General features: G+C 69.9%; 21 protein-coding genes. 8 read left to right on the forward strand and 13 right to left on the reverse strand.

The annotated features are described in order from the left end of the window. Nucleotides 1-32 precede the first annotated feature (32 nt). Both BKA24_RS00595 and BKA24_RS00600 read right to left on the reverse strand, forming a co-directional pair. On the reverse strand, nucleotides 33-995 hold the full coding sequence (locus BKA24_RS00595; protein ID WP_184214274.1) for a DNA topoisomerase IB: 963 nt from the start codon (nucleotides 993-995) through the stop codon (nucleotides 33-35). Nucleotide 996: 1 nt separating this feature from the next. Further along, nucleotides 997-1,266, reverse strand: coding sequence for a DUF7218 family protein (locus tag BKA24_RS00600; RefSeq protein WP_184214276.1), 270 nt, complete (start codon nucleotides 1,264-1,266; stop codon nucleotides 997-999). 182 nt (nucleotides 1,267-1,448) lie between these two features. On the opposite strand from BKA24_RS00600, the gene BKA24_RS00605 reads away from it, so the two are divergent. The 3 genes from BKA24_RS00605 (at nucleotide 1,449) to BKA24_RS00615 (ending at nucleotide 3,291) form a co-directional block, all read left to right on the forward strand. Beyond that, nucleotides 1,449-1,607 (forward strand): hypothetical protein, encoded by a 159-nt coding sequence (locus tag BKA24_RS00605; protein ID WP_184214278.1) that lies wholly within the window; start codon nucleotides 1,449-1,451, stop codon nucleotides 1,605-1,607. Nucleotides 1,608-1,823: 216 nt separating this feature from the next. Beyond that, entirely contained in the window at nucleotides 1,824-2,678 is an 855-nt protein-coding gene (locus BKA24_RS00610; protein WP_184214280.1) for a DUF4097 family beta strand repeat-containing protein, read from the forward strand. A gap of 1 nt (nucleotide 2,679) precedes the next feature. Beyond that, nucleotides 2,680-3,291 (forward strand): PadR family transcriptional regulator, encoded by a 612-nt coding sequence (locus tag BKA24_RS00615; RefSeq protein WP_184214282.1) that lies wholly within the window; start codon nucleotides 2,680-2,682, stop codon nucleotides 3,289-3,291. 5 nt (nucleotides 3,292-3,296) lie between these two features. Here the strand turns inward: BKA24_RS00615 and BKA24_RS00620 are convergent, their stop codons facing one another. Next, on the reverse strand, nucleotides 3,297-3,824 hold the full coding sequence (locus tag BKA24_RS00620; RefSeq protein WP_184214284.1) for a universal stress protein: 528 nt from the start codon (nucleotides 3,822-3,824) through the stop codon (nucleotides 3,297-3,299). Between the two features lie 154 nt (nucleotides 3,825-3,978). Between BKA24_RS00620 and BKA24_RS00625 the strand changes: the two genes are divergently transcribed. Further along, nucleotides 3,979-4,197, forward strand: a complete 219-nt coding sequence (locus tag BKA24_RS00625; protein WP_184214286.1) for a DUF3073 family protein — start codon at nucleotides 3,979-3,981, stop codon at nucleotides 4,195-4,197. Between the two features lie 40 nt (nucleotides 4,198-4,237). On the opposite strand, the gene BKA24_RS00630 is transcribed toward BKA24_RS00625, so the two are convergent. The 3 genes from BKA24_RS00630 to purM all read right to left on the reverse strand — a co-directional run bounded on the left by BKA24_RS00630 (nucleotide 4,238) and on the right by purM (nucleotide 8,237). Beyond that, entirely contained in the window at nucleotides 4,238-5,467 is a 1,230-nt protein-coding gene (locus BKA24_RS00630) for an MFS transporter (RefSeq protein WP_425488701.1), read from the reverse strand. A 151-nt stretch (nucleotides 5,468-5,618) separates the two neighbouring features. Next, on the reverse strand, nucleotides 5,619-7,082 hold the full coding sequence (gene purF, locus BKA24_RS00635; RefSeq protein ID WP_184214290.1) for an amidophosphoribosyltransferase: 1,464 nt from the start codon (nucleotides 7,080-7,082) through the stop codon (nucleotides 5,619-5,621). A 48-nt stretch (nucleotides 7,083-7,130) separates the two neighbouring features. Then, nucleotides 7,131-8,237, reverse strand: coding sequence for a phosphoribosylformylglycinamidine cyclo-ligase (gene purM, locus BKA24_RS00640; protein WP_184214292.1), 1,107 nt, complete (start codon nucleotides 8,235-8,237; stop codon nucleotides 7,131-7,133). A gap of 165 nt (nucleotides 8,238-8,402) precedes the next feature. Here purM and BKA24_RS00645 point away from each other — a divergent pair, with 165 nt between their 5' ends. After that, nucleotides 8,403-9,014, forward strand: coding sequence for a zinc-binding alcohol dehydrogenase (locus BKA24_RS00645; RefSeq protein ID WP_184214294.1), 612 nt, complete (start codon nucleotides 8,403-8,405; stop codon nucleotides 9,012-9,014). Nucleotides 9,015-9,109: 95 nt separating this feature from the next. Here BKA24_RS00645 and BKA24_RS00650 read toward each other — a convergent pair whose 3' ends face one another. From BKA24_RS00650 to BKA24_RS00660, 3 genes are all read right to left on the reverse strand, one after another. Continuing rightward, nucleotides 9,110-9,424 (reverse strand): potassium transporter Trk, encoded by a 315-nt coding sequence (locus BKA24_RS00650; RefSeq protein WP_184214296.1) that lies wholly within the window; start codon nucleotides 9,422-9,424, stop codon nucleotides 9,110-9,112. Between the two features lie 34 nt (nucleotides 9,425-9,458). Beyond that, a complete protein-coding gene (locus BKA24_RS00655) occupies nucleotides 9,459-10,238 on the reverse strand; it encodes an HtaA domain-containing protein (protein ID WP_184214298.1) in 780 nt (259 codons plus the stop codon). Between the two features lie 91 nt (nucleotides 10,239-10,329). Beyond that, a complete protein-coding gene (locus tag BKA24_RS00660; RefSeq protein WP_184214300.1) occupies nucleotides 10,330-10,683 on the reverse strand; it encodes a sterol carrier family protein in 354 nt (117 codons plus the stop codon). 57 nt (nucleotides 10,684-10,740) lie between these two features. On the opposite strand from BKA24_RS00660, the gene purD reads away from it, so the two are divergent. The 3 genes from purD to BKA24_RS00675 all read left to right on the forward strand — a co-directional run bounded on the left by purD (nucleotide 10,741) and on the right by BKA24_RS00675 (nucleotide 14,471). Continuing rightward, nucleotides 10,741-12,009 (forward strand): phosphoribosylamine--glycine ligase, encoded by a 1,269-nt coding sequence (purD, locus tag BKA24_RS00665; RefSeq protein ID WP_184214302.1) that lies wholly within the window; start codon nucleotides 10,741-10,743, stop codon nucleotides 12,007-12,009. 144 nt (nucleotides 12,010-12,153) lie between these two features. Then, nucleotides 12,154-13,038 (forward strand): phosphoribosylaminoimidazolesuccinocarboxamide synthase, encoded by an 885-nt coding sequence (locus BKA24_RS00670; protein WP_343065811.1) that lies wholly within the window; start codon nucleotides 12,154-12,156, stop codon nucleotides 13,036-13,038. An 80-nt stretch (nucleotides 13,039-13,118) separates the two neighbouring features. Further along, nucleotides 13,119-14,471, forward strand: a complete 1,353-nt coding sequence (locus tag BKA24_RS00675) for a uracil-xanthine permease family protein (protein ID WP_184214306.1) — start codon at nucleotides 13,119-13,121, stop codon at nucleotides 14,469-14,471. Between the two features lie 34 nt (nucleotides 14,472-14,505). Here the strand turns inward: BKA24_RS00675 and BKA24_RS00680 are convergent, their stop codons facing one another. The 4 genes from BKA24_RS00680 to BKA24_RS00695 are packed head-to-tail and all read right to left on the reverse strand — an operon-like array spanning nucleotide 14,506 to nucleotide 18,993. After that, nucleotides 14,506-15,516, reverse strand: a complete 1,011-nt coding sequence (locus tag BKA24_RS00680) for a LacI family DNA-binding transcriptional regulator (protein ID WP_343065813.1) — start codon at nucleotides 15,514-15,516, stop codon at nucleotides 14,506-14,508. A gap of 7 nt (nucleotides 15,517-15,523) precedes the next feature. Further along, nucleotides 15,524-17,011, reverse strand: a complete 1,488-nt coding sequence (locus tag BKA24_RS00685; protein ID WP_184214308.1) for a GH1 family beta-glucosidase — start codon at nucleotides 17,009-17,011, stop codon at nucleotides 15,524-15,526. A gap of 12 nt (nucleotides 17,012-17,023) precedes the next feature. After that, complete coding sequence (locus BKA24_RS00690; RefSeq protein ID WP_184214310.1) at nucleotides 17,024-17,950, reverse strand: carbohydrate ABC transporter permease; 927 nt, start codon at nucleotides 17,948-17,950, stop codon at nucleotides 17,024-17,026. Continuing rightward, the gene (locus BKA24_RS00695) at nucleotides 17,947-18,993 is read right to left on the reverse strand and encodes a carbohydrate ABC transporter permease (RefSeq protein WP_184214312.1); all 1,047 of its coding nucleotides are present in this window, start codon (nucleotides 18,991-18,993) and stop codon (nucleotides 17,947-17,949) included. The genes BKA24_RS00690 and BKA24_RS00695 overlap by 4 nt, the downstream gene beginning before the upstream one ends. Between the last annotated feature and the right edge of the window lie 26 nt (nucleotides 18,994-19,019).

A 19,019-nucleotide genomic window follows, 5' to 3' on the forward strand; every position in this document is an offset into this window, starting at 1 on the left:
AAGCGCCCGTGAGCGCGGTGGTGTGTGGGGCGTCAGTTCAGGATCAGCTGGCGGATCGCCGATTCGGGCGACAGCGACGTGTCGAGCAGGATGCCGCGGCGGTAACGCTCGAACACGCGCGGATCGATGTAGGACGTTCGCGCCACCGAGGGCGTGTTCCCGAGGGCCTCCGAGGTCGCCTTGACCGCGAGGACCTCGGCACGCTTGAGCTCGGTCTTGGTGTCGACCGGCCCGATCCGGGCGAGTGCGTCGGCCGCGAGGATCGTTCCGCGGAGAGTCCGGAAGTCCTTCGCCGTGAAGGCGCCGCCGGTCATCGATCGGACGTACACGTTCACATCTCGCCCTGAGAGCGCGACGCGTCGCCGGCCACGCCGGTAGGCGAGGAGGGGCGAACTGGGGCGCCCGGCGACGAGCAGCTGCACCGCGGTGGCGAGGTCGATGTCGTCGATCTCCATCTCCTGGCGCTGCCCGCTCTTGCCGGGAAACCGGAGCGCGACCGTGCTGCCGTCGACGAGCGCGTCGCGCCGCAGGAGCGTGGTGAGCCCGCGGCTGCCATGCTTGACGAGGTAGCGCTCGGCTCCCACGCGCGGCGCCGCCTGGTCGAGCAAGCGGAAGGCGGCAGCCAGCACCCGCTCCTGATCGATGTCGTCGCGCCGAAGCGATGTCGTGACCCGACCCCGCGCGCGCGGAAGCGCCTCGGCGAGCGCCAGAGCCCGGGCGTACTTGCCGCGATCTCGACCGGCCGTCCACTGCGGGTGGTACATGTACTGCACGCGACCGGCGTCATCGACTCCGGTCGCCTGGATGTGCCCGTAGGGGTCGGAGCAGATCCAGACGTCCTGCCAGGCGGGTGGGATCACGAGGGCTCGCACCCTATCGGCCTCACGCCGGGGCAGGGGATTCCCATCCGCGTCGACGTACCGGAAGCCGGTACCCGCGCCCAGCCGCCGGTAGCCGATGTCGGTGCCCGGCTTGACGCGCTTCAGCCTCGGCACGTCAGTGCGAACGGAGCATGTCGATGAGCTCCGCCTTCCGCTTGCCGGAGTACCCGGTCATTCCGAGCTCCTTGGCCCGGCCGCGGAGATCGGCGACGGTCCAGTCCTCGTAGTCGCCCGATTTCCCGCCGCGCGTGCCGACGGCCGAGCGACCGTCCCTCGCCGCGGCGTTGGAGATCCGTGCCGCCTTCTCCTTCGAGGCGCCGTCCCCCCGGAGCTCTTCGTAGAGCTCCGGGTCCTTCAGGCTGTTCGAGCCTCTTCCTGCCGGCATGTCACTCCGCCTCCCGCTTCGACGGGCAGAGGGCGCCCGCGTCGGGTAACGCTATGTCACGGTCACCGACCGCTGTCAAGACCCTCGTGATGCCTGAAAGAACGCTGGTAACAATGACTCGGCACACACCCGTGCCACCCCGCCGCCGCAAGGCGGAAGCGGAGACGACAAGGAGCCTCCAAATGAATCTCGCACTCATCATCATCATCGTGATCGCCATTGTTCTCGCGATCGTCAGCGGCCTCGGATCGGGCCTCGAGTTCCTGCTCTGGGTCGCGATCATCGTCGGTGTCATCGCCCTGATCGCCTTCTTGCTGCGAGTACTGCGTAAGAACTCCTGAGTCGGCACCACGTCCGACGCGTCCCCCAGCGTCGTCGGCAGCGCTCCCCCAGCGCGAAGAAGCCCCCTCCCGGTCATCCGGTCGAGGGGGCTTCTCCTTTGCCGATCGACCTTCGCGCGGCGACCACCAGCGCCCGACTCTTCCCACTCGCGATATATCGTGTTATTCTCGGCCAACGCGATATATCTCGAATCGCCCCATCCTCCAGGAGAAGACATGACTCTCGAGAAGTGGCTCGTCCAGCCCGGTGAGACCCGGGTCATCGACCTCGACGGCATCCGCCGTCTCAAGATCGGCCTCGTCGGCGGACAGGTCGACGTCGTCGCCCACGACGAACCCGGCGTGCGGATCGAAGTGCACTCGGTCTCGACGAAGGAGCTGCGCATCGAAGCGACCGACGGATCGGTCGAGATCGATCACGCGCAGCTGCGGTGGGACAACTTCCTCGAAGTGTTCCGCAATTTCGGCTCGGGTGGACCGCAGGCCGAGATCAGCGTCGCCGTTCCCCGTGCGATCGCCCTGACCCTCGGCGTCGTGAGCGCGAGCGCGCTGGTCGCCGGCATCGAATCCGACGCCAAGCTCAACACCGTCTCGGGCGACATCATCGTCGACGGCCTCACGGGCGACGTCACCGTCAACACCGTGTCGGGCGACGTGCAGGTGCGCTCACTCACCGGCACCCTCGGCGCCAACTCGGTCTCGGGTGAGATCACGGCGACCGGAACGATCCGCACCGCGTCGGTCGACACCGTCAGCGGAGCGGCCCTCATCGACTCCACCGGCCCCGCTCAGAGCATCGGGTTCAACACCGTCGGCGGCAACGTGACGATCCGTCTCGACCAGGACGTCGCCACCAAGTACGCCCTCCGCAGCGTCAGCGGCAAGCTCCGCGTCGACGGCGTCGAGCGCTCCGAGAGCGGCATCGGAACGAGCTACTCCGGCACCGTGGGCGAGCTCAGCGGCTCCTTCGCCGACGTCCGCGCCAACACGGTCTCGGGCGATGTGACGGTGCTGCGACGCACCCCCGTCGCCGCTGAACCCGGCGACGCCCCGACCCCCGAGGAGTGGTGACATGCCCCCCGTCTTCTCCCACGGCGACCTCCGCCTCTACCTCCTGAACCTCCTCGACGAGGGCCCCCGGCACGGATACGACCTGATGCAGGCGCTCTCCGACCGCACCGGCGGCACCTACACCCCGAGCGCGGGCACCATCTACCCGCGCCTGGCGAAGCTCGAAGAAGAAGGGCTCGTCACCAAGTCGGTCGACGGCCGCAAGACGATCTACGAGATCACGGATGCCGGCCGAGCCGAAGTCGCGGCACGGGCGGGCGATCTCGAGGGCATCGAGGCGGGACTCGCCGACAGCGTCCGACTCATCGCCGACGGTGTCCGCGCGGGCGTCCGCGAGGCGATGAAGAGCCTGCGGGCCGACCTCGCCGCGGCATCCACCGCACCCGTGAGCCCGCCGGAAGAGGCGCCGCGTGCCGACGGCGACGGTCGCAGCGACGCGCGGGAGCAGGTGCGCCGCGCTGAAGCGCTGATCGCCGAGTTCCGCGGCGATGTGCGCACCGACCTCCGGACGCACGTGGCGAAGGGCGGTGAGCTGGCGGCATCCGTCATCGACGATCTCGCCGCCGCGCTCGACGACGCGGCGAGGGCCGTCCGCCGAGCCACGAAGGGCTGAGCGGCTCAGGCCTCGGGCCACAGATCCTCGTCGTCACGCGCAGGTTCACCCAGCGGGACGACGAGGATCGGGCGCGGTTGCCGATGGGCCAGCCGCGCCGCGACCGATCCGGTGAAGAACTCGCGGATGGATTCGCCGATGCCGCGCTTGCGGGTGCCGACGACGATCAGACGCGCGTCAGTCTTCTCCGCCAGATCCTTCAGTGCGATGGCGGGATCACCCACCACCTGCTCGAGACTCCACGAGACCTCCACTCCCGACAGCGCGCGCTCCACCTCGTCTCGCAGCTGCGCGGTGAGCGCCTCGCTGGGCACGACGTCGAGATTGATCGGCGCGGTGTGGACGTAACCGTCCGGATCCTCGTACGAGACGAAGCGCGTGACATCCACATGCGTCACCAGTAGGGCCGCGCCGTGGAGGCGGGCGTATCCGGCGGCCTCACGGACCACACGCGGATGCTGACCCGGGATCACTCCCACGATCACGGGACGGTGCGGGCGTCGACCGGTCGGGGGCGGGGCGGCGTCGGTCATCGTCGGGCTGCCTTTCGTCGGTTCGGCCCGGCCGCGTCGGGGCGGCACGAGGGCTCCGTGATATCCTGGATGCTACTCTTCCCGGCTTCATCCGGACTATTCCTGCAGCGGGCACTCGGACCAGCTCGCGACTCGTGAAATGAGGGGGTTACGCATGGGGCGTGGCCGTCAAAAGGCGAAGAACACGAAAATCGCCCGTGAGCTGAAGTACGACACCTACAGCTTGAACATCAACGCGCTCGAGCGCGAGCTGGGTGCGCCTCACGAGGACCAGTACGAGGACAAGTGGGCTGACCAGTACGAGGACGACGAGGACGAAGACGAAGACGACGATTCATCGGAGTCGACCTCTCCCTCGTTCGAGAAGGCCTGACCGCCCGCACTCGACCTGACTCGTCACCGGGACGCGACCGTCACCATCGACCGTGGCGCGCCTCCCACTCCTGCTCGACGGCCCGTCGCCGCGCGATGACGAGACCCGCCGGCAGTGCGAGGAGCGCGACCGCGCCCAGGATCACGAGGGCGCCCGTCCATGAGTCGGTCGCATCGTGGAGAAGGCCGATGCCGAACGGCATGAGCATCGTCGCGCCGTAGCCGAGACTCTGAACGAACGAGCTCAGCGCGACGGTCGCATCGTGGCGGCGCGTGCGCAGACCCACCAGGGTGAGCACGATGGGGAACAGCAGCGGCGCGGTGCCGAGGAGCGCCACCCACAGCCACGTGACCGTCGACGGGATGAGGAGGAGCCCGGCAACGCCGATCACGCCGGCCCCCGAGGCGATCGCGAAGAGGGGCATGACCACCCCGCGCCGCGCCACCAGCGACGGGACGACGAGCGAGGCCGGCAGGCCGATGAGCGCGAACAGCGACAGCAGGACCCCGGCCGCCTGGGGGCTCACCCCCGCCGTGTCGACCAGGATCGTCGGCAGCCACGCGAAGCACGTGTACGCGATCGTGCTCGACACGAAGAAGGTCACCGCGAGCGCCCACGGCGTGGGCAGACGCCACATCCGCCCGAAGACGCGCGTGTCGACGGCCTCGATGTCGACGTCGGCCGCTGCCGCACGGCTTCGGATCGACAGCAGCAACCAGGGCACCATCCCGGCCAGGGCGAACACGGCCCACAGGCCGAGCGAGGTGCGCCACCCCGCGGCATCCGCGACGGGAACCGCGATGAGCGGAGGAGTGAACGTCGACACGGCCATCATCGTCGAGTAGACGGTCGTCATCAGCCCGATGCGATCGGGGAAGTGCTTCTTCACGAGCGCGGGCAGGAGGACGTTGCCAACCCCGACGCCCGCGAACACGAGTGCGGAGCCGAGCAGCAGTCCCACCGCATCGGCCGCAAGTGCCCGGGCGACGAGGCCCGCCGTCGCGAGCAGGAGCGCTGCGATCGTCGTGCGTTCCAGTCCGAAGCGCCGTTCGAGTCCGGATGCCAGGAGTCCGAAGACCGCGAAGCACAGTGGCGGGACGGTGCCGATGAGCCCGGCGACGGCCGCGGGCACAGCGAAGTCCTCGGCGATGTGGTCGTAGAGCGGGGACAGCGAAGCGACCGCGGAGCGGAGCGAGAACGCCATCAGGACGATGCCGACGACCGCCAGCACCCGCCCCGTCCAGAGGGGCCGTGGGGCATCGGATGTCACCCGATTCAGCCTAGACCGGCGTCGCGCGTGGCCGACGCGCGCGGGCGGCCGGCTCCGCGGCATCCGCCCCGTTCAGGTCGCACCTCTCGTCGCCTCAACCCCGGCGTAGCGGCGTGTCCTGCCACCTGAAGCAACACGCCCCGCCGGCGGGTCAGGACTCCTGAGTGCCCTCCACCCACGCCAGGTACTCGTCCGAGACGGTGCCGGTGACGTAGCGACCGTCGAAGCAGCTCATGTCGAGGTCCTCGACGTCAGGCGCGCCCTCGAGGATCGCCGCCTTGAGGTCGTCGATCTCCTGGTAGACGAGGTAGTCGCAGCCGAGCTCCTGGGCGATCTCGGGGATCGTCCGGTTGTAGGCGACGAGCTCGTGACGCGAGGGCATGTTGATGCCGTACACGTGCGGGAACCGGATGGGAGGCGCCGCCGAGGCGAACGTGACCGACTTCGCGCCGGCATCCCGCGCCATCTGGATGATCTCCTTCGACGTGGTTCCTCGCACGATCGAATCGTCGATGAGAAGCACGTTCTTGCCCTTGAACTCCGTCGACATCGCGTTGAGCTTCTGGCGCACGCTCTTCTTGCGGACCGCCTGCCCGGGCATGATGAACGTCCGCCCGATGTAGCGGTTCTTGTAGAAGCCCTCGCGGTACTCGATGCCGAGCTTTCGGGCGACCTGCATCGCCGCGGGGCGCGACGAGTCGGGGATCGGCATGACGACGTCGATCGAGCCCTGCGGGGTGTACTTCGCGATGGTGTCCGCGAGGCGCTCGCCCATGCGCAACCGCGCCTCGTATACCGAGATGCCGTTCATGACGGAGTCGGGACGGGCGAGGTAGACGTACTCGAACGAGCACGGCGCGAGCTGCACCGCCGGCGCGCACTGCTTCGTGTACAGGTTGCCGTCGAGGTCGATGAAGATGGCCTCGCCCGGCTCGATGTCGCGGACGACGTCGAAGCCGCCGTTCTCGAGGACGAGCGACTCGGATGCCACGGTCCACTCGTAGCGTCCGTTCTCGGCGCGACGCGTGCCGAGGATGAGGGGACGGATGCCGAAGGGATCACGGAACGCGAGGAGCCCATACCCGGCGAGCAGCGCGATCGTCGCGTAGGAGCCTTCGACGCGGTCGTGCACCCGGGAGACCGCCTCGAAGATCTGCTCGTGGTCGAGTTCGAGACCGGAGATGACCGCCTGCAGCTCGTTCGCGAGGACGTTCACGAGCAGCTCGGTGTCGGACGACGTGTTGAGGTGACGACGGTCGGTGCGGAACAGCTCCTCCGTCAGTTCACGCGTGTTCGTCAGGTTGCCGTTGTGGACGAGGACGATCCCGTAGGGCGCGTTGACGTAGAAGGGCTGCGCCTCTTCTTCGTTCGAGGCCGTTCCCTTCGTGGCATACCGCACGTGGCCGAGTCCGATGGTGCCGAGCAGCGAGCGCATGTCGCGGGTGCGGAACGCCTCACGGACCATCCCGCTCTTCTTCGCGATGTGGAAGGTTCCCCCGGGCTCCGCTGTCGCGATGCCGGTGGAGTCCTGTCCGCGGTGCTGCAGCAGCAGCAGCGCGTCGTAGACATCCTGGTTGGCTTGTCCCTGGCCGACGACGCCGACGATTCCGCACATTCCGTTAGTTCGCCATTCCCGTGTTGCGCTGGTGGTTCGAATCCGAGATCAGGACGCGTACGAGCCGACGAGGCGGACTGCCCCGCCGTCGACTCCCTTCGCGCCCTGCTCGTAGTGTCCGTCGGGGAGCGCGGCATCCGACACCACGCCGACCTGCCACGTGTCGATCCCCTCGGAGGTGAGGACGGATGCCACGGCGTCTGCCTGATCGGCCGCGACGACGGCCAGGAACCCGATGCCGAGGTTCCAGGTGCCCTCGGTCTGTTCGAGCGAAAGCCCGCCGAGGTCGGCGAGCACGCGGAACACCGAGGACGGCGACCACGAGGCGCGGTCGACATCGACCCAGGTTCCCCGGGGGAGCACCCGCGCGAGGTTGGCCGCGATGCCGCCGCCGGTGACGTGGCTCAGGGAGTGGACGGCACCGGGCTGCGCGTCGATCGCGCGCAGCAGCGGCGAGGTGTACAGGCGGGTCGGCTCGAGGAGCTGCTCGCCCCAGGTGCGGCCGAAGTCGGCGGCGTGGTCGCCGTAGCCGATCCCGGCACCGGCGATGATGTGCCGGATCAGCGAGTAGCCGTTGGAGTGCGGGCCGCTGGATGCCAGGGCGAGCACCGTGTCGCCGGGCTGCACCCGGTCGGCGCCCAGGACGGCACCGGCCTCGACCACACCGGTGGCCGCGCCCGCGACGTCGTAGTCGTTGATGCCGAGGAGACCGGGGTGCTCGGCGGTCTCGCCCCCGACCAGGGCGGTGCCGGTCGCGGAGCAGCCGTCGGCGATGCCCCGGACGATGTCGGCGATCCGCTCGGGGAACACCTTGCCGGTCGCGATGTAGTCCGTCATGAAGAGCGGCTTCGCACCGACCACGACGATGTCGTCGACGACCATGCCGACGAGGTCCTGCCCGATCGTGTCGTGCTTGTCGATCGCCTGCGCGATGGCGACCTTCGTGCCGACGCCGTCGGTGGAGGTCGCCAGCAGCGGCTTCTCGTACCCGAGCAGGGCCGATGCGTCGAAGAGGCCGGCGAAGCCGCCGACGCCGCCGAGGACCTCGGGGCCCTGGGTACGGCGGACGGCCGACTTCATCAACTCGACGGCGAGATCGCCCGCCGCGGTGTCGACGCCGGCAGCGGAATAGGGATCGGTGGGAGTCGCGGCCACGGGGTCAGCCTACCGGCCGCCGGGCGCGTCCCGTTCGTCGGGCAGCGCGGCATCCGCTCGTCATGCGCTTCAGGTGGCACCTCGCGTCGCTTCACGGCGCGCGAAGCGGCAAGACCTGCCACTCGAACCCGGGACGCTCGGCATCGACGCCTCTAGGATGGCGCCATGAGCGGGGCTGAACGGCCCGAATGGGTCGTGCGTGAGGATGCCGGGGCGTCGGTGCTGGTCGCGCTGTACCTGCGCCAGGTGCTCGGCATCCGCGCTCCCGAGGAGCTGCCCCATCTGCGCGGCGCTCCGGCGGCGGACGCGTACGACGACAGCGACGAGCATCGGCTGCGGGAGCGGCAGTGGCTCGCGTACTGGGCGATGACGGTCGAACCGCAGGCCCACCCCTCGCCGGTGCCGCTCGAACTCGTGGACGGGTTCGAGACGTATGCCGTCCTGCCGGTCGAGGGATTCGACGAGCTGCGCACCGCGATGGAACCCCACGCGGCGGACGCGGTCGCGTATGCGACGGCCGCGAACGAGCGCTATGCGCTGCAGACGCGCAGCGGGTCGGCCAGCAGCTACCGTGCCTACGCCAGCGCGATCGCCGAACACGAACGGAGAGTGGGTCGGCGCGCCCACTCCTTCGAGCTCAACGTGCACGTCCTCCCCCTGACACAGCGCGGCGTCTGGTGGATCGGATCACTGACCGTCGCCGTCACCGACGGCCTGCGCGGCGACGTCGCCGCCTTCGATCCGGCGATCCAGCCGATCATCGCCGAGATCGCCTGATTTCCAGACTGCGGGCGATGGAACGCGTCGCGGCATCCGGACCCGTTACTTTCATCGTCCCCCGTCGAGGACAGCGCTGACCCGCGTGAGGGGGATCAGTCCTCGTCCTGCACCGTCTCGTGCTCGATGCGCACCGTGCGCACCCGACGGCGAGACGCACGATCGAACAGCAGCGCGATCACGGCTCCGACGGCCAGCCCGACCGGCACGCACACGAGCAGCAGGAAGCCGAACACCTGTGTGGTCGAGTAGGTGACGCCGGTGCCGGCGCTCTCCTGGGTGTCGAACGCAAAGGTCAGGATCACCGCGAGCAGCACGCCCAGCGCGGCACCGAGCGCGAAGAAGACGCCGAAGCGGGGGCTGCGGCGCAGTTCCGCGTTCTCGACGTGCGATTCGGTGTGCTCGGCCATACCTCCATTGTCCACCCGCGGGCGGCTCGCGCGGTCAGCGGCCGGAGCGCCCTTCCCCCGGAAGACCCTCCGGTTCGGGCGCGGTGTGGGCGTCGACGGATGCCGCGTCGCGCCGCCGCCGCGCGATCGAGCCGGCGGTGAGCAGGACGACGACGATCAGCGCCGCCGCGCCCACCCCGAGGCCGATCCAGATACCCGACCCGTCGCCGCCGTCGTCGCCGGCGGCGTCCGGTGCACCGGAGGGCGTCACCGTGGACTCGACGGGCGGGCACTCCGCCGTGATCGTGTAGTCGAGCTCTCCCGGGTCCGCCGACCAGAAGGCGACGGCGTCAGTGGCGCGCTCGGTCGTGGCATCCACGGCGGTGGCGGTGATGGCCTCGCCGTCCTCCGAGATCGCACCCGCGCGAAGGTCGACCGACGCGAGAGGCGCCTGCGCGACGAGCGCGGTGCCCTCGGGTTCGAGATCCGCCAGCAGCTGACCCGACTCCTCCGCGAGGACGAGGGTCGGGTTGGTGAGCACGGTGGCGACGCCCGCATCGCTGATGAATTCGACGGTCGCCTCGAACGCGATGCTCCCGACCGGCCCGACCGGGTCGATCACCCCTGCGCCGCCGGTGAGGCGGAGGACGGTGCCCTCCTGCGTGGCGCCACCGGACGCCGAGAATTCCGACGTGCCGAGGTCCCAGGCCAGCTCGGCCTCGGTCGCGGTGCATGCGGCGGTGTCGGTGGCCGACGCGGCGACGGGCGCCTGGGCGGCCGAGGCGACGGCGAGGAGCACCACCAGGGTGGAGCGCAGCAGCGCAGTGCGGGTCATCGGGCTCCTCTCCCCCGAGCGATGGTACCGGCGCGGCGGCGGCGTCCCGGCGTCGAGCGCCGCGCGGCCGGAGCGTCCGCGCGGTCGGACGTCAGGGGCGCAGCGGCAGCAGTCCGATGAGATCGGCCCGCGTTCCCGACGCCTGCACCTTCCCCGCGTCGACCGCCTCCGCCCACGAGGCCTCTCCCGTGGCGAGGGCGATCCAGGTCGCGGCATCCGTCTCGATGACGTTCGGGGGAGTGCCGCGAGTGTGACGGGGCCCCTCGACGACCTGCACGGCGCCGTACGGAGGCACACGCACCTCGACCGAGTTCCCGGGAGCCTTCTCGGCGAGCAGCTGCAGCAGATATCGCACCGCCGTCCCGAGATCGGCCCGCGCGGTGCTGCCGCCGCGGACCGCATCCAGAGCGGCCCGGCCATCGCCCATCAGGATCTTCCGCACCATGACGACCACGCTAGCCCCGGTCGAAGGGGCGCGAAGGGCCGCCGGTAGGCTGGCCGCGTGAAGATCCTCGTCCTCGGTTCGGGTGCCCGCGAGCACGCCATCATCCTCGCCCTCCTCGCCGAGGACGCCGGGCACGAGGTGCTCGCCGCACCCGGCAACGCCGGCATCGCCGCCGACGCCACCCTCCTCCCCCTCGACGCCGAGGATCCGTCCGCGGTCACCGGCTACGCCTTCGAGAACGACGTCGACCTCGTCATCATCGGCCCCGAAGCCCCCCTGGTCGCCGGCGTCGCCGATGCGCTCCGCGAGCGCGGCATCCCCGTGTTCGGGCCGGGCAAGGCGGCGGCACAGCTCGAGGGATCGAAGGCGTTCGCGAAGAGGATCATGGATGCCGCGGGCGTCCCCACCGGCAAGGCCGCGCGCGCCCGCACCCTCGACGAGGTCGCCGCGGCGATCGACGAGTTCGGTGCGCCGTACGTGGTGAAGGCCGACGGGCTCGCCGCCGGCAAGGGCGTGATCGTCACGGATGACCGCGACGCGGCGCTCGCCCACGCGGAGACGTACCTGCCGAAGGGCGGCGTGCTCGTGGAGGAGTTCCTCTCCGGCCCCGAGGTGTCGCTGTTCTTCGTGTCGGACGGCGACACCGTCCGCGCGCTGAGCCCCGCGCAGGACTTCAAGCGCGCCTTCGACGGCGACGCCGGGCCGAACACCGGCGGCATGGGCGCCTACTCGCCGCTGCCCTGGCTCAGCGAGCGGTTCGGCAGTGAAGCCGCCTTCGTCGCGGAGGTCACGCGCGACGTCGCCGAGCCGGTCATCCGCCGTCTCGACGCCGAGGGCACCCCGTTCATCGGTCTGCTCTACGCCGGTCTGATCCTCACCGACGACGGCGTGAAGGTCATCGAGTTCAACGCCCGCTTCGGCGACCCCGAGACCCAGGTGGTGCTCGCGCGACTGCGCAGCCCGCTCTCCCGACTGCTGCTCTCCGCCGCCTCGGGGACGCTCGAGTCGGAGCCCGAGCCCGAGTTCGCGGCGGACGCCGCGGTGACCGTGGTGCTCGCGAGCGAGGGGTACCCTGAGGCACCGGTGACGGGGCGCGTGATCACGGGCACCGACCGCGCGGCATCCGTCGACGGGGTGCACCTGGCGCACGCCGCGACGACCGCGTCCGGGGCGGACCTGCTCGCCACGGGCGGGCGCGTCCTGAACGTCGTGGCCGTCGGCGACGACTTCACGCAGGCCCGCGAACGCGCCTACGCCGCGCTGGGCGAGATCTCCCTCGACGGTTCCCACTTCCGCACCGACATCGCCGCCCGCGTCGCCGACTGACCGCGCCACCGCGGCCGCGCGGCATCCTCCCCTGACCGCGAGACAGCAGGGGGAGCCCGAGACATGCGCAGGATGTCAACGTCTCGGGCCGTGACTGCTGTCTCGCGGACTCGCGCACCGAAGACCACCCGGGATAATGGGCGGGTGACGGATGCCGCGACTCCCCTGGCCGGATGGACCCACACCTACTCGGGCAAGGTCCGCGACCTGTACCGCCCCGAGGACGGCGCCGATCGCATGCTCGTCGTCGCGAGTGACCGCGTCAGCGCCTTCGACCATGTTCTGGAGCCGGCGATCCCCGGCAAGGGCGCGCTCCTGACCGCGCTCAGCCTGTGGTGGTTTGCGCAGCTCTCCGGCGCCGACGGCGGGCGCGCCATCCCCAACCACCTCATCGACGGCGCGGTTCCGCCCGCCGAGGCCGAGGGTCGCGGCATGGTCGTTCAGTCCCTCGACATGCTGCCCGTCGAATGCGTCGTGCGCGGCTACCTCACCGGGTCGGGGTGGGCCGAGTACCAGCAGGACGGCACGGTGTGCGGCATCCCACTGCCCGAAGGACTCGGCAACGGCGACCGCCTGCCGGAGCCCATCTTCACCCCGGCCTACAAAGCGCCGCTCGGTGAGCACGACGAGAACATCTCGTTCGAGCGCACCGTCGAGCTCGTCGGTGCCGAGCGCGCCGCCGAGCTGCGCGACACCTCGCTCGAGATCTACCGCCGCGCCGCCGCCATCGCGGAGGCGAAGGGGCTGATCCTCGCCGACACCAAGTTCGAGTTCGGCCTGGACGCCGACGGCGTGCTCACCCTGGCCGACGAGGTGCTCACGAGTGATTCGTCGCGGTATTGGGATGCCACCGCGTGGCGCTCCGGCACGACACCCGCCGAGCGGATGGCGAGCTTCGACAAGCAGATCGTCCGCGACTGGCTCGCCGCCTCGTGGGACAAGACCGGGTCGCCGCCCGAGCTCCCCTCGGACATCGTGGAGCGGACCGCCGCGAAGTACCGCGAGTTGCTCACACTCCTCACCGCGTAACGGTCGGCGTCGCTGCGCGGCTCCCAGCCGGCTCCCAGGTAGCCTGACCGCAGGCACCCCCGAACCTGAGGAGCACACGCATGCCCATCTGGACCCTCCACGGCGATGGCCGTCGCATCGCACCCGGCGCCGTCGTCAAGCCCGAGGAACGCCTCAACTGGGGCAGCACGCTCGCCATCGGCAGCCAGCACGTCGTGGCGATGTTCGGCGCGACGTTCCTCGTGCCAATCCTCACCGGGTTCCCCGTGACGACGACGCTCCTCTTCTCAGGTCTCGGCACGCTGCTGTTCCTCCTGCTCACCCGCAATCGCCTCCCCAGCTACCTGGGGTCGTCGTTCGCGTTCATCGCGCCGATCACGGCGTTCAACGGTGGCAAGGCACTCGAGACGCCCGAGCAGATCGGTCAGGCGCTGGTCGGCGTGCTCATCGCGGGGCTCCTCCTCGCCGGGGTCGGCGCGCTGGTGCAGGTCACCGGTACGCGGTGGATCGAGCGGCTCATGCCGCCGGTCGTCTCGGGCGCGATCGTCGCGCTCATCGGCCTGAACCTCGCTCCCGTCGCGTGGCAGAACTTCCGGACCGACGGGCTCCTCGCCTCGGTCACCCTCATCGCCTGCATCCTCTTCTCGGTGCTGTTCCGCGGGTTCCTCGGGCGTATCTCGATCTTCCTCGGCGTCGTGGTGGGTTACATCGTCGCGGTGATCCTGGGCCGCGTCGACTTCAGCGGGGTCGCGGACCTCATCGAGGCGCGCCAGTGGGTGGGCCTGCCGACCTTCCACCTCCCCTCGTTCGGCGACCCGGTCGCCTGGGGTCTGCTTCCGATGTTCCTGCCGGTGGTGCTGGTGCTCATCGCCGAGAACGTCGGCCACGTGCGAGGCGTCGCCACGATGACCGGTGACCCCACCGTCAACACGCGCACCGGCCGCGCGCTTCTCGCTGATGGCGCCGCGACAGCCCTCGCCGGGCTGTTCGGCGGTTCGGGCACCACGACCTACGGCGAGAACATCGGCGTCATGGCTGCCACCCGCATCTACTCCACCGCGGCGTACTGGGTGGCCGGCATCATCGCCGTGCTGCTGTCGTTCTCGCCGGTGGTCGGCGCGATCCTCTTCACGATCCCGAGCGGCGTCATCGGCGGTGTGACGACGGCCCTCTACGGCCTCATCGGCGTCATCGGCATCAAGATCTGGGTCGACAACCAGGTCGATTTCTCACGTCCGGTGAACCAGTACACGGTCGCTGTCGCCTTCGTCATCGCCATCGCGGGCTTCACGATGAACCTCGGCCAGCTGCAGTTCGGCGGCATCGTTCTCGGCACTCTCGCCGCCCTCGCGATCTACCACGGCGGCAACGCGATCGCCCGAGCGCGCAAGACCGGTGCGGACGATGGCGGCCCCATCGTCCCGATCGGACAGCTCGGCGGCGACCCGCGCTGAGACCCCCGCGCGCGAGCGCGGGTCGGTCTCGACGTCAGACCGACTCGCGCTCGACGAGCGTGGTCTCGAGCAGCGTCACCCGCGGCGGGGTGCCGCCGGCGAGCAGCTGCAGCAGGATGTCGGCCATCTGCTCACCCTGCTGCAGCGACGGCTGACGCACCGTCGTGAGCGCCGGCACGACCGAGGTCGCCACCGGAGAGTCGTCGTATCCGACGATGGAGACGTCCTCGGGAACACGGATGCCGGCGCGCGCGAGCGCCACGAGTGCACCCCGCGCCATCAGGTCGCTCGCGATGAAGAGTCCGTCGAACGGCGTGCCCGACTCGAGCAGCCGCATCGTGGCGGCGACCGCGCCGTCGGAGGTGAAGTCGCCGTCCTCCACGCCGGCCGGTTCCAGGCCCGCGGCATCCAGCGCCGCCCGGAAGCCCTCGAGACGGTCGATGCCGCCGGGCATGGTCAGGGGGCCGGCGATCGTGGCGATCTTTCGACGGCCCCGCGCCAGCAGGTGCTCGGTCGCCAGGCGCGACCCGGCACGGTTGTCGACGTCCACGTAGTAGTCGCGCTCGCGCTCGCGGACGGGGCGTCCGCCGTAGACGACGGGCATGGCCGCCGCGATGCGGTCGATGAAGGAGTCGCTGGTGTGGTGCGACACGATGATCGCGCCGTCGACGGCGCCGCTGCGCAGGTATGCGGTGGCTTTGTCGTGCGGGTCGTCGCTGGCGATGATCAGGTTGAGCACGTAATCCGACCTGCTGACTCGTGCATGGATGCCGCTGACGATCGCCGCGAAGAAGGGGTCACCGAAGAACCGGGTCGTGTCCTCGGGCACGACAAGCGCGATCGCCATCGTGGCTCGGCTGGCGAGCGAGCGCGCAGCACGGTTGGGGACGTAATTGAGCTCATCGATGGCGCGTCGCACCGACTCGAGTGCGGTGGGACTCACGGCCGTGGAGCCGTTCACAACCCGCGACACCGTGGAGCGCGAGACCCCGGCCACCGCCGCGACTTCTTCGATGGTCACCGGAGTGCGGATGGTGTCGGTCACGGCTGGGCTACCTCGGGAAGGGTGCGACGTCGATCGCACGGGCGGCGATGACCCGACGATACTCCAGTGCGCTGTCCTTCAATGCCCGCTCCTGGGTGTCGTAGTCCACCCGCACGATGCCGAAGCGCTTGTCGTAGCCCCACGCCCATTCGAAGTTGTCGAGCAGCGACCAGTAGAAGTAGCCGCGCACGTCGACGCCCGCGTCCGCGGCATCCACGATCGCGCCGAGGTGACCGCGCAGGAACGCGACCCGGTCGTCATCGTGCACCCGGGTGACGCCGTCCTCGATGACGGGTCGGTCGTCGTACGCGGCGCCGTTCTCGGTCACGTACAGCGGCGTGCCCGCCGCCTCCGCATACTCCCGCCACACCCGCTCGAGCAGGGTCGTGAGCGCCTCCGGCTGCACTTCCCAGTGCATGGACGTGCGCGGCAGGCCGCGCTCGTACCAGTGGATGTCCTTGCCCGCGGGCCACGGCGACCCGACCGGGCGATCGGTGGGCGCGTCTCCCGGTAGCGGCGGCTGCGCAGGCGCTGTGCCGCCGACGAACTCGCCGTGGTAGTAGTTCACGCCGAGGGCATCGAGCGGCTGCGCGATCGCCTCGAGGTCGCCGGGCCTGACCGCCTCCTCGAAGGCGGCGACCGCCGCGGCATCCACTGCCCGCACGTCCGCCACGATGTCCTGCGGATATCCCCGGCCGAACACCGGGTCGAGGAACCAGCGGTTGAACTGGCCGTCGATGCGACGAGCGGCGTCGACGTCGTCGTGCCGGGTGGGGTCGGCGGGTTCGGCGACCGTGAGGTTCAGTGTGATGCCGAGGTTCAGCGTCGCGTCGCGCTCACGCAGGGCCGACACGACGCGACCGTGGCCGAGGAGCAGGTGGTGCGACGCCGTCAGCCCGTCGGCGATGCTGGTCCGTCCCGGGGCATGGATGCCGCCGGTGTAGCTGAGGAACGAGGAGCACCACGGCTCGTTCAGCGTCGTCCAGATGCCCACCCGGTCACCGAGCGCATCGTGCACGGACAGCGCGTAGTCCACGAACCGGTCGCTCGTCTCGCGGGCCGTCCAGCCGCCGCGCTCCTCGAGCGCCTGCGGCAGGTCCCAGTGGTACAGCGTGAGCCAGGGGATGATGTCGGCGTCGCGGAGCTCATCGACGAGCCGCTTGTAGAAGTCGATCCCGCGCTGGTTGACGGGCCCGCCGTCGGGACGCACCCGCGACCAGGACGTCGAGAACCGGTAGGTGTCGAGCCCCAGCTCCCGCATCAGCGCGACGTCGTCCCGGTACCGGTGGTAGTGGTCGCACGCGACGTCGCCGTTGTCGCCGTGGATGACGGCGCCGGGCACCCGGCTGAAGGTGTCCCAGATCGAGGCGGTGCGGCCGTCCTCGAACGCGGCCCCCTCGATCTGGTAGGCCGCCGTGGCCGCGCCGAACAGGAAGCCGGTCGGGAAGGGACGGGAGGCGGTCAGGGCAGAGCCCTCCCGGGCGACGATCGTCATGTCGTGATCCTGTCAGCCCTTGACCGCGCCGGCCATGATGCCGCTGATGAGCTGCTTACCCGCCACGACGAAGAGCACCAGAAGCGGCAACGTTGCCAGGATCGCACCCGTGAGGACGATCGAGTAGTCGACGTAGTAACCCGACTGCAGCTGGCTGAGCGCCGTCTGGAGCGTCGGGCTCTGCGGCTTGAGTACCAGCAGCGGCCACAGGAAGTCGGTCCACGCCGTCATGAATGTGAACAGACCGAGGATCGCCATGGCCGGTCGCGCCGCCGGCACACCCACCGTCAGGAAGGTGCGGAACTGGCCCGCGCCGTCGACGCGGGCGGCCTCGATGAGTTCGTCGGGGATCACGTCCACGAGGTATTGCCGCATGAAGAAGACACCGAACGCCGTGACAAGGGTCGGGATGATGACGGCCCCGATGCTGCCGGTCCAGCCCAGCTCGCGCATCAGCATGAACAGCGGGATGATGCCGAGCTGGGTGGGGATCGCCATCGTCGCGACGACGAAGACCATGAGGCCGTCGCGGCCCTTGAACCGCAGCTTCGCGAACGCATAGCCCGCGAGTGTGGAGAACGACACAACCGAGACCGTGATGATCGACGAGATGAGGACCGAATTGCCCAGGGCGACCCAGAACGGGATGGCGTCGAGGACCTTCATGGCGTTCGCCAGGAAGTTGCCGCCCGGGATGAGCGGAAGAGTCTCGGCCCGCGTGGCGTTCGTGCCGCTGCCCACGACGAACGACCACCACATCGGGTACACGCTGCCGATGACGAACGCGGTCAGAAGGCCGTAGGTCAGGAAGCCGGGGCGGCTGCCGATGCCGGCCGGCCCGCTCTCCCGAGGACGGCGGCGGCCGCCGCGGCGCTGACGCTCGGGCTCGACGACGTCGACCTGTTGGACGGGCAGCGGTCCCGGGATCGCGGTGGTCATCGGGTGCCTTTCGTGGAGTCGGAACGACGCGCGCGGCGCGCCTTGCGGTCGGCACGCTCGGCGCCGCCGGCGATGCCGCGCGAGACGAGGAAGTTGATGAGGCCGATCCCGACGATGAGGACGAACAGGAGGATGGCGACGGCCGAGCCTTCGCCGAGGTCGCGGCGGAAGAACGCCAGCTCCCAGAGGTAGAGGACGGTCGTCTGGAACTGCCGGTCGCTGCCGCCGGTGCCGCCGGCGGTCGACACGTCGAACAGCCGGGGCTCCGCGAAGATCTGCAGACCGCCGATCGTCGCGGTGATGATGACGAAGATGAGCGTCGGCCGGATCGAGGGGATGGTGATCGAGAAGAACCGGCGCGCGGGCCCGGCACCGTCGATGGCCGCCGACTCGTAGAGGTCGCGCGGCACGGCCTGCATGGCCGCGAGGAGGATGAGCGCGTTGTACCCGGTCCACCGGAAGTTCACCATCGTCGCAATCGCGATGTGGCTGAGGAACGTGTCGTGCTTCCACTCCTGGTCGGGGATGCCGACGAGGTTCAGCACGTTGTTGACGAGGCCGTCCGCCTCGTTGAAAGCACTGGAGAAGATCAGCGCGGTGGCGACAGGGGTGACCACGAAGGGGATGAGGACGCTCATGCGCCAGAAGGTCGGTGCACGCAGGCCGCGATCGAGGAGGTAGGCCACCAGGAGCGCGACGGAGAGCTGCGGGATGGCCGAGAGCAGGAAGATGCTCAGGGTGTTGCCGATGGACTTCCAGAACGAGTCGTCCTGGAGGACGCTCACGAAGTTGCCCGCACCGACGAACTCGTCCTGACCACTCAGCAGATCCCAGTCGAACAACGAGACGTTGACCGTGTACAGCAGTGGGAAGAGACCGACGAGCCCGAAGAGCAGGAAGAACGGGGCGATGTAGGCGTAGGGCGAACCGCGGTACGCGAATCGCGACAGGCGCTGGCGTGCGGTGAGGCGCGGCGGTCGAGCCGCGACATCAGCATGCGCCTCCGGGCGCACGCGAGGCGGCGGCGAAGCGGTGGTGGTCATGGTGTCCTCTCGTGTGCGCCGGGATG

Source organism: Microbacterium marinum (assembly GCF_014204835.1).
Lineage (GTDB): Bacteria > Actinomycetota > Actinomycetes > Actinomycetales > Microbacteriaceae > Microbacterium > Microbacterium marinum.

Excerpts from the sequence above, each read along its gene's own strand:
- BKA24_RS00600 (WP_184214276.1), bottom strand. The coding sequence starts at position 1,266 with ATGCCGGCAGGAAGAGGCTCGAACAGCCTGAAGGACCCGGAGCTCTAC.
- BKA24_RS00605 (WP_184214278.1), top strand. The coding sequence starts at position 1,449 with ATGAATCTCGCACTCATCATCATCATCGTGATCGCCATTGTTCTCGCG.
- BKA24_RS00610 (WP_184214280.1), top strand. The coding sequence starts at position 1,824 with ATGACTCTCGAGAAGTGGCTCGTCCAGCCCGGTGAGACCCGGGTCATC.
- BKA24_RS00615 (WP_184214282.1), top strand. The coding sequence starts at position 2,680 with ATGCCCCCCGTCTTCTCCCACGGCGACCTCCGCCTCTACCTCCTGAAC.
- BKA24_RS00620 (WP_184214284.1), bottom strand. The coding sequence starts at position 3,824 with ATGACCGACGCCGCCCCGCCCCCGACCGGTCGACGCCCGCACCGTCCC.
- BKA24_RS00625 (WP_184214286.1), top strand. The coding sequence starts at position 3,979 with ATGGGGCGTGGCCGTCAAAAGGCGAAGAACACGAAAATCGCCCGTGAG.
- purF (WP_184214290.1), bottom strand. The coding sequence starts at position 7,082 with ATGTGCGGAATCGTCGGCGTCGTCGGCCAGGGACAAGCCAACCAGGAT.
- BKA24_RS00645 (WP_184214294.1), top strand. The coding sequence starts at position 8,403 with ATGAGCGGGGCTGAACGGCCCGAATGGGTCGTGCGTGAGGATGCCGGG.
- BKA24_RS00650 (WP_184214296.1), bottom strand. The coding sequence starts at position 9,424 with ATGGCCGAGCACACCGAATCGCACGTCGAGAACGCGGAACTGCGCCGC.
- BKA24_RS00655 (WP_184214298.1), bottom strand. The coding sequence starts at position 10,238 with ATGACCCGCACTGCGCTGCTGCGCTCCACCCTGGTGGTGCTCCTCGCC.
- BKA24_RS00660 (WP_184214300.1), bottom strand. The coding sequence starts at position 10,683 with ATGGTGCGGAAGATCCTGATGGGCGATGGCCGGGCCGCTCTGGATGCG.
- BKA24_RS00675 (WP_184214306.1), top strand. The coding sequence starts at position 13,119 with ATGCCCATCTGGACCCTCCACGGCGATGGCCGTCGCATCGCACCCGGC.
- BKA24_RS00685 (WP_184214308.1), bottom strand. The coding sequence starts at position 17,011 with ATGACGATCGTCGCCCGGGAGGGCTCTGCCCTGACCGCCTCCCGTCCC.
- BKA24_RS00690 (WP_184214310.1), bottom strand. The coding sequence starts at position 17,950 with ATGACCACCGCGATCCCGGGACCGCTGCCCGTCCAACAGGTCGACGTC.
- BKA24_RS00695 (WP_184214312.1), bottom strand. The coding sequence starts at position 18,993 with ATGACCACCACCGCTTCGCCGCCGCCTCGCGTGCGCCCGGAGGCGCAT.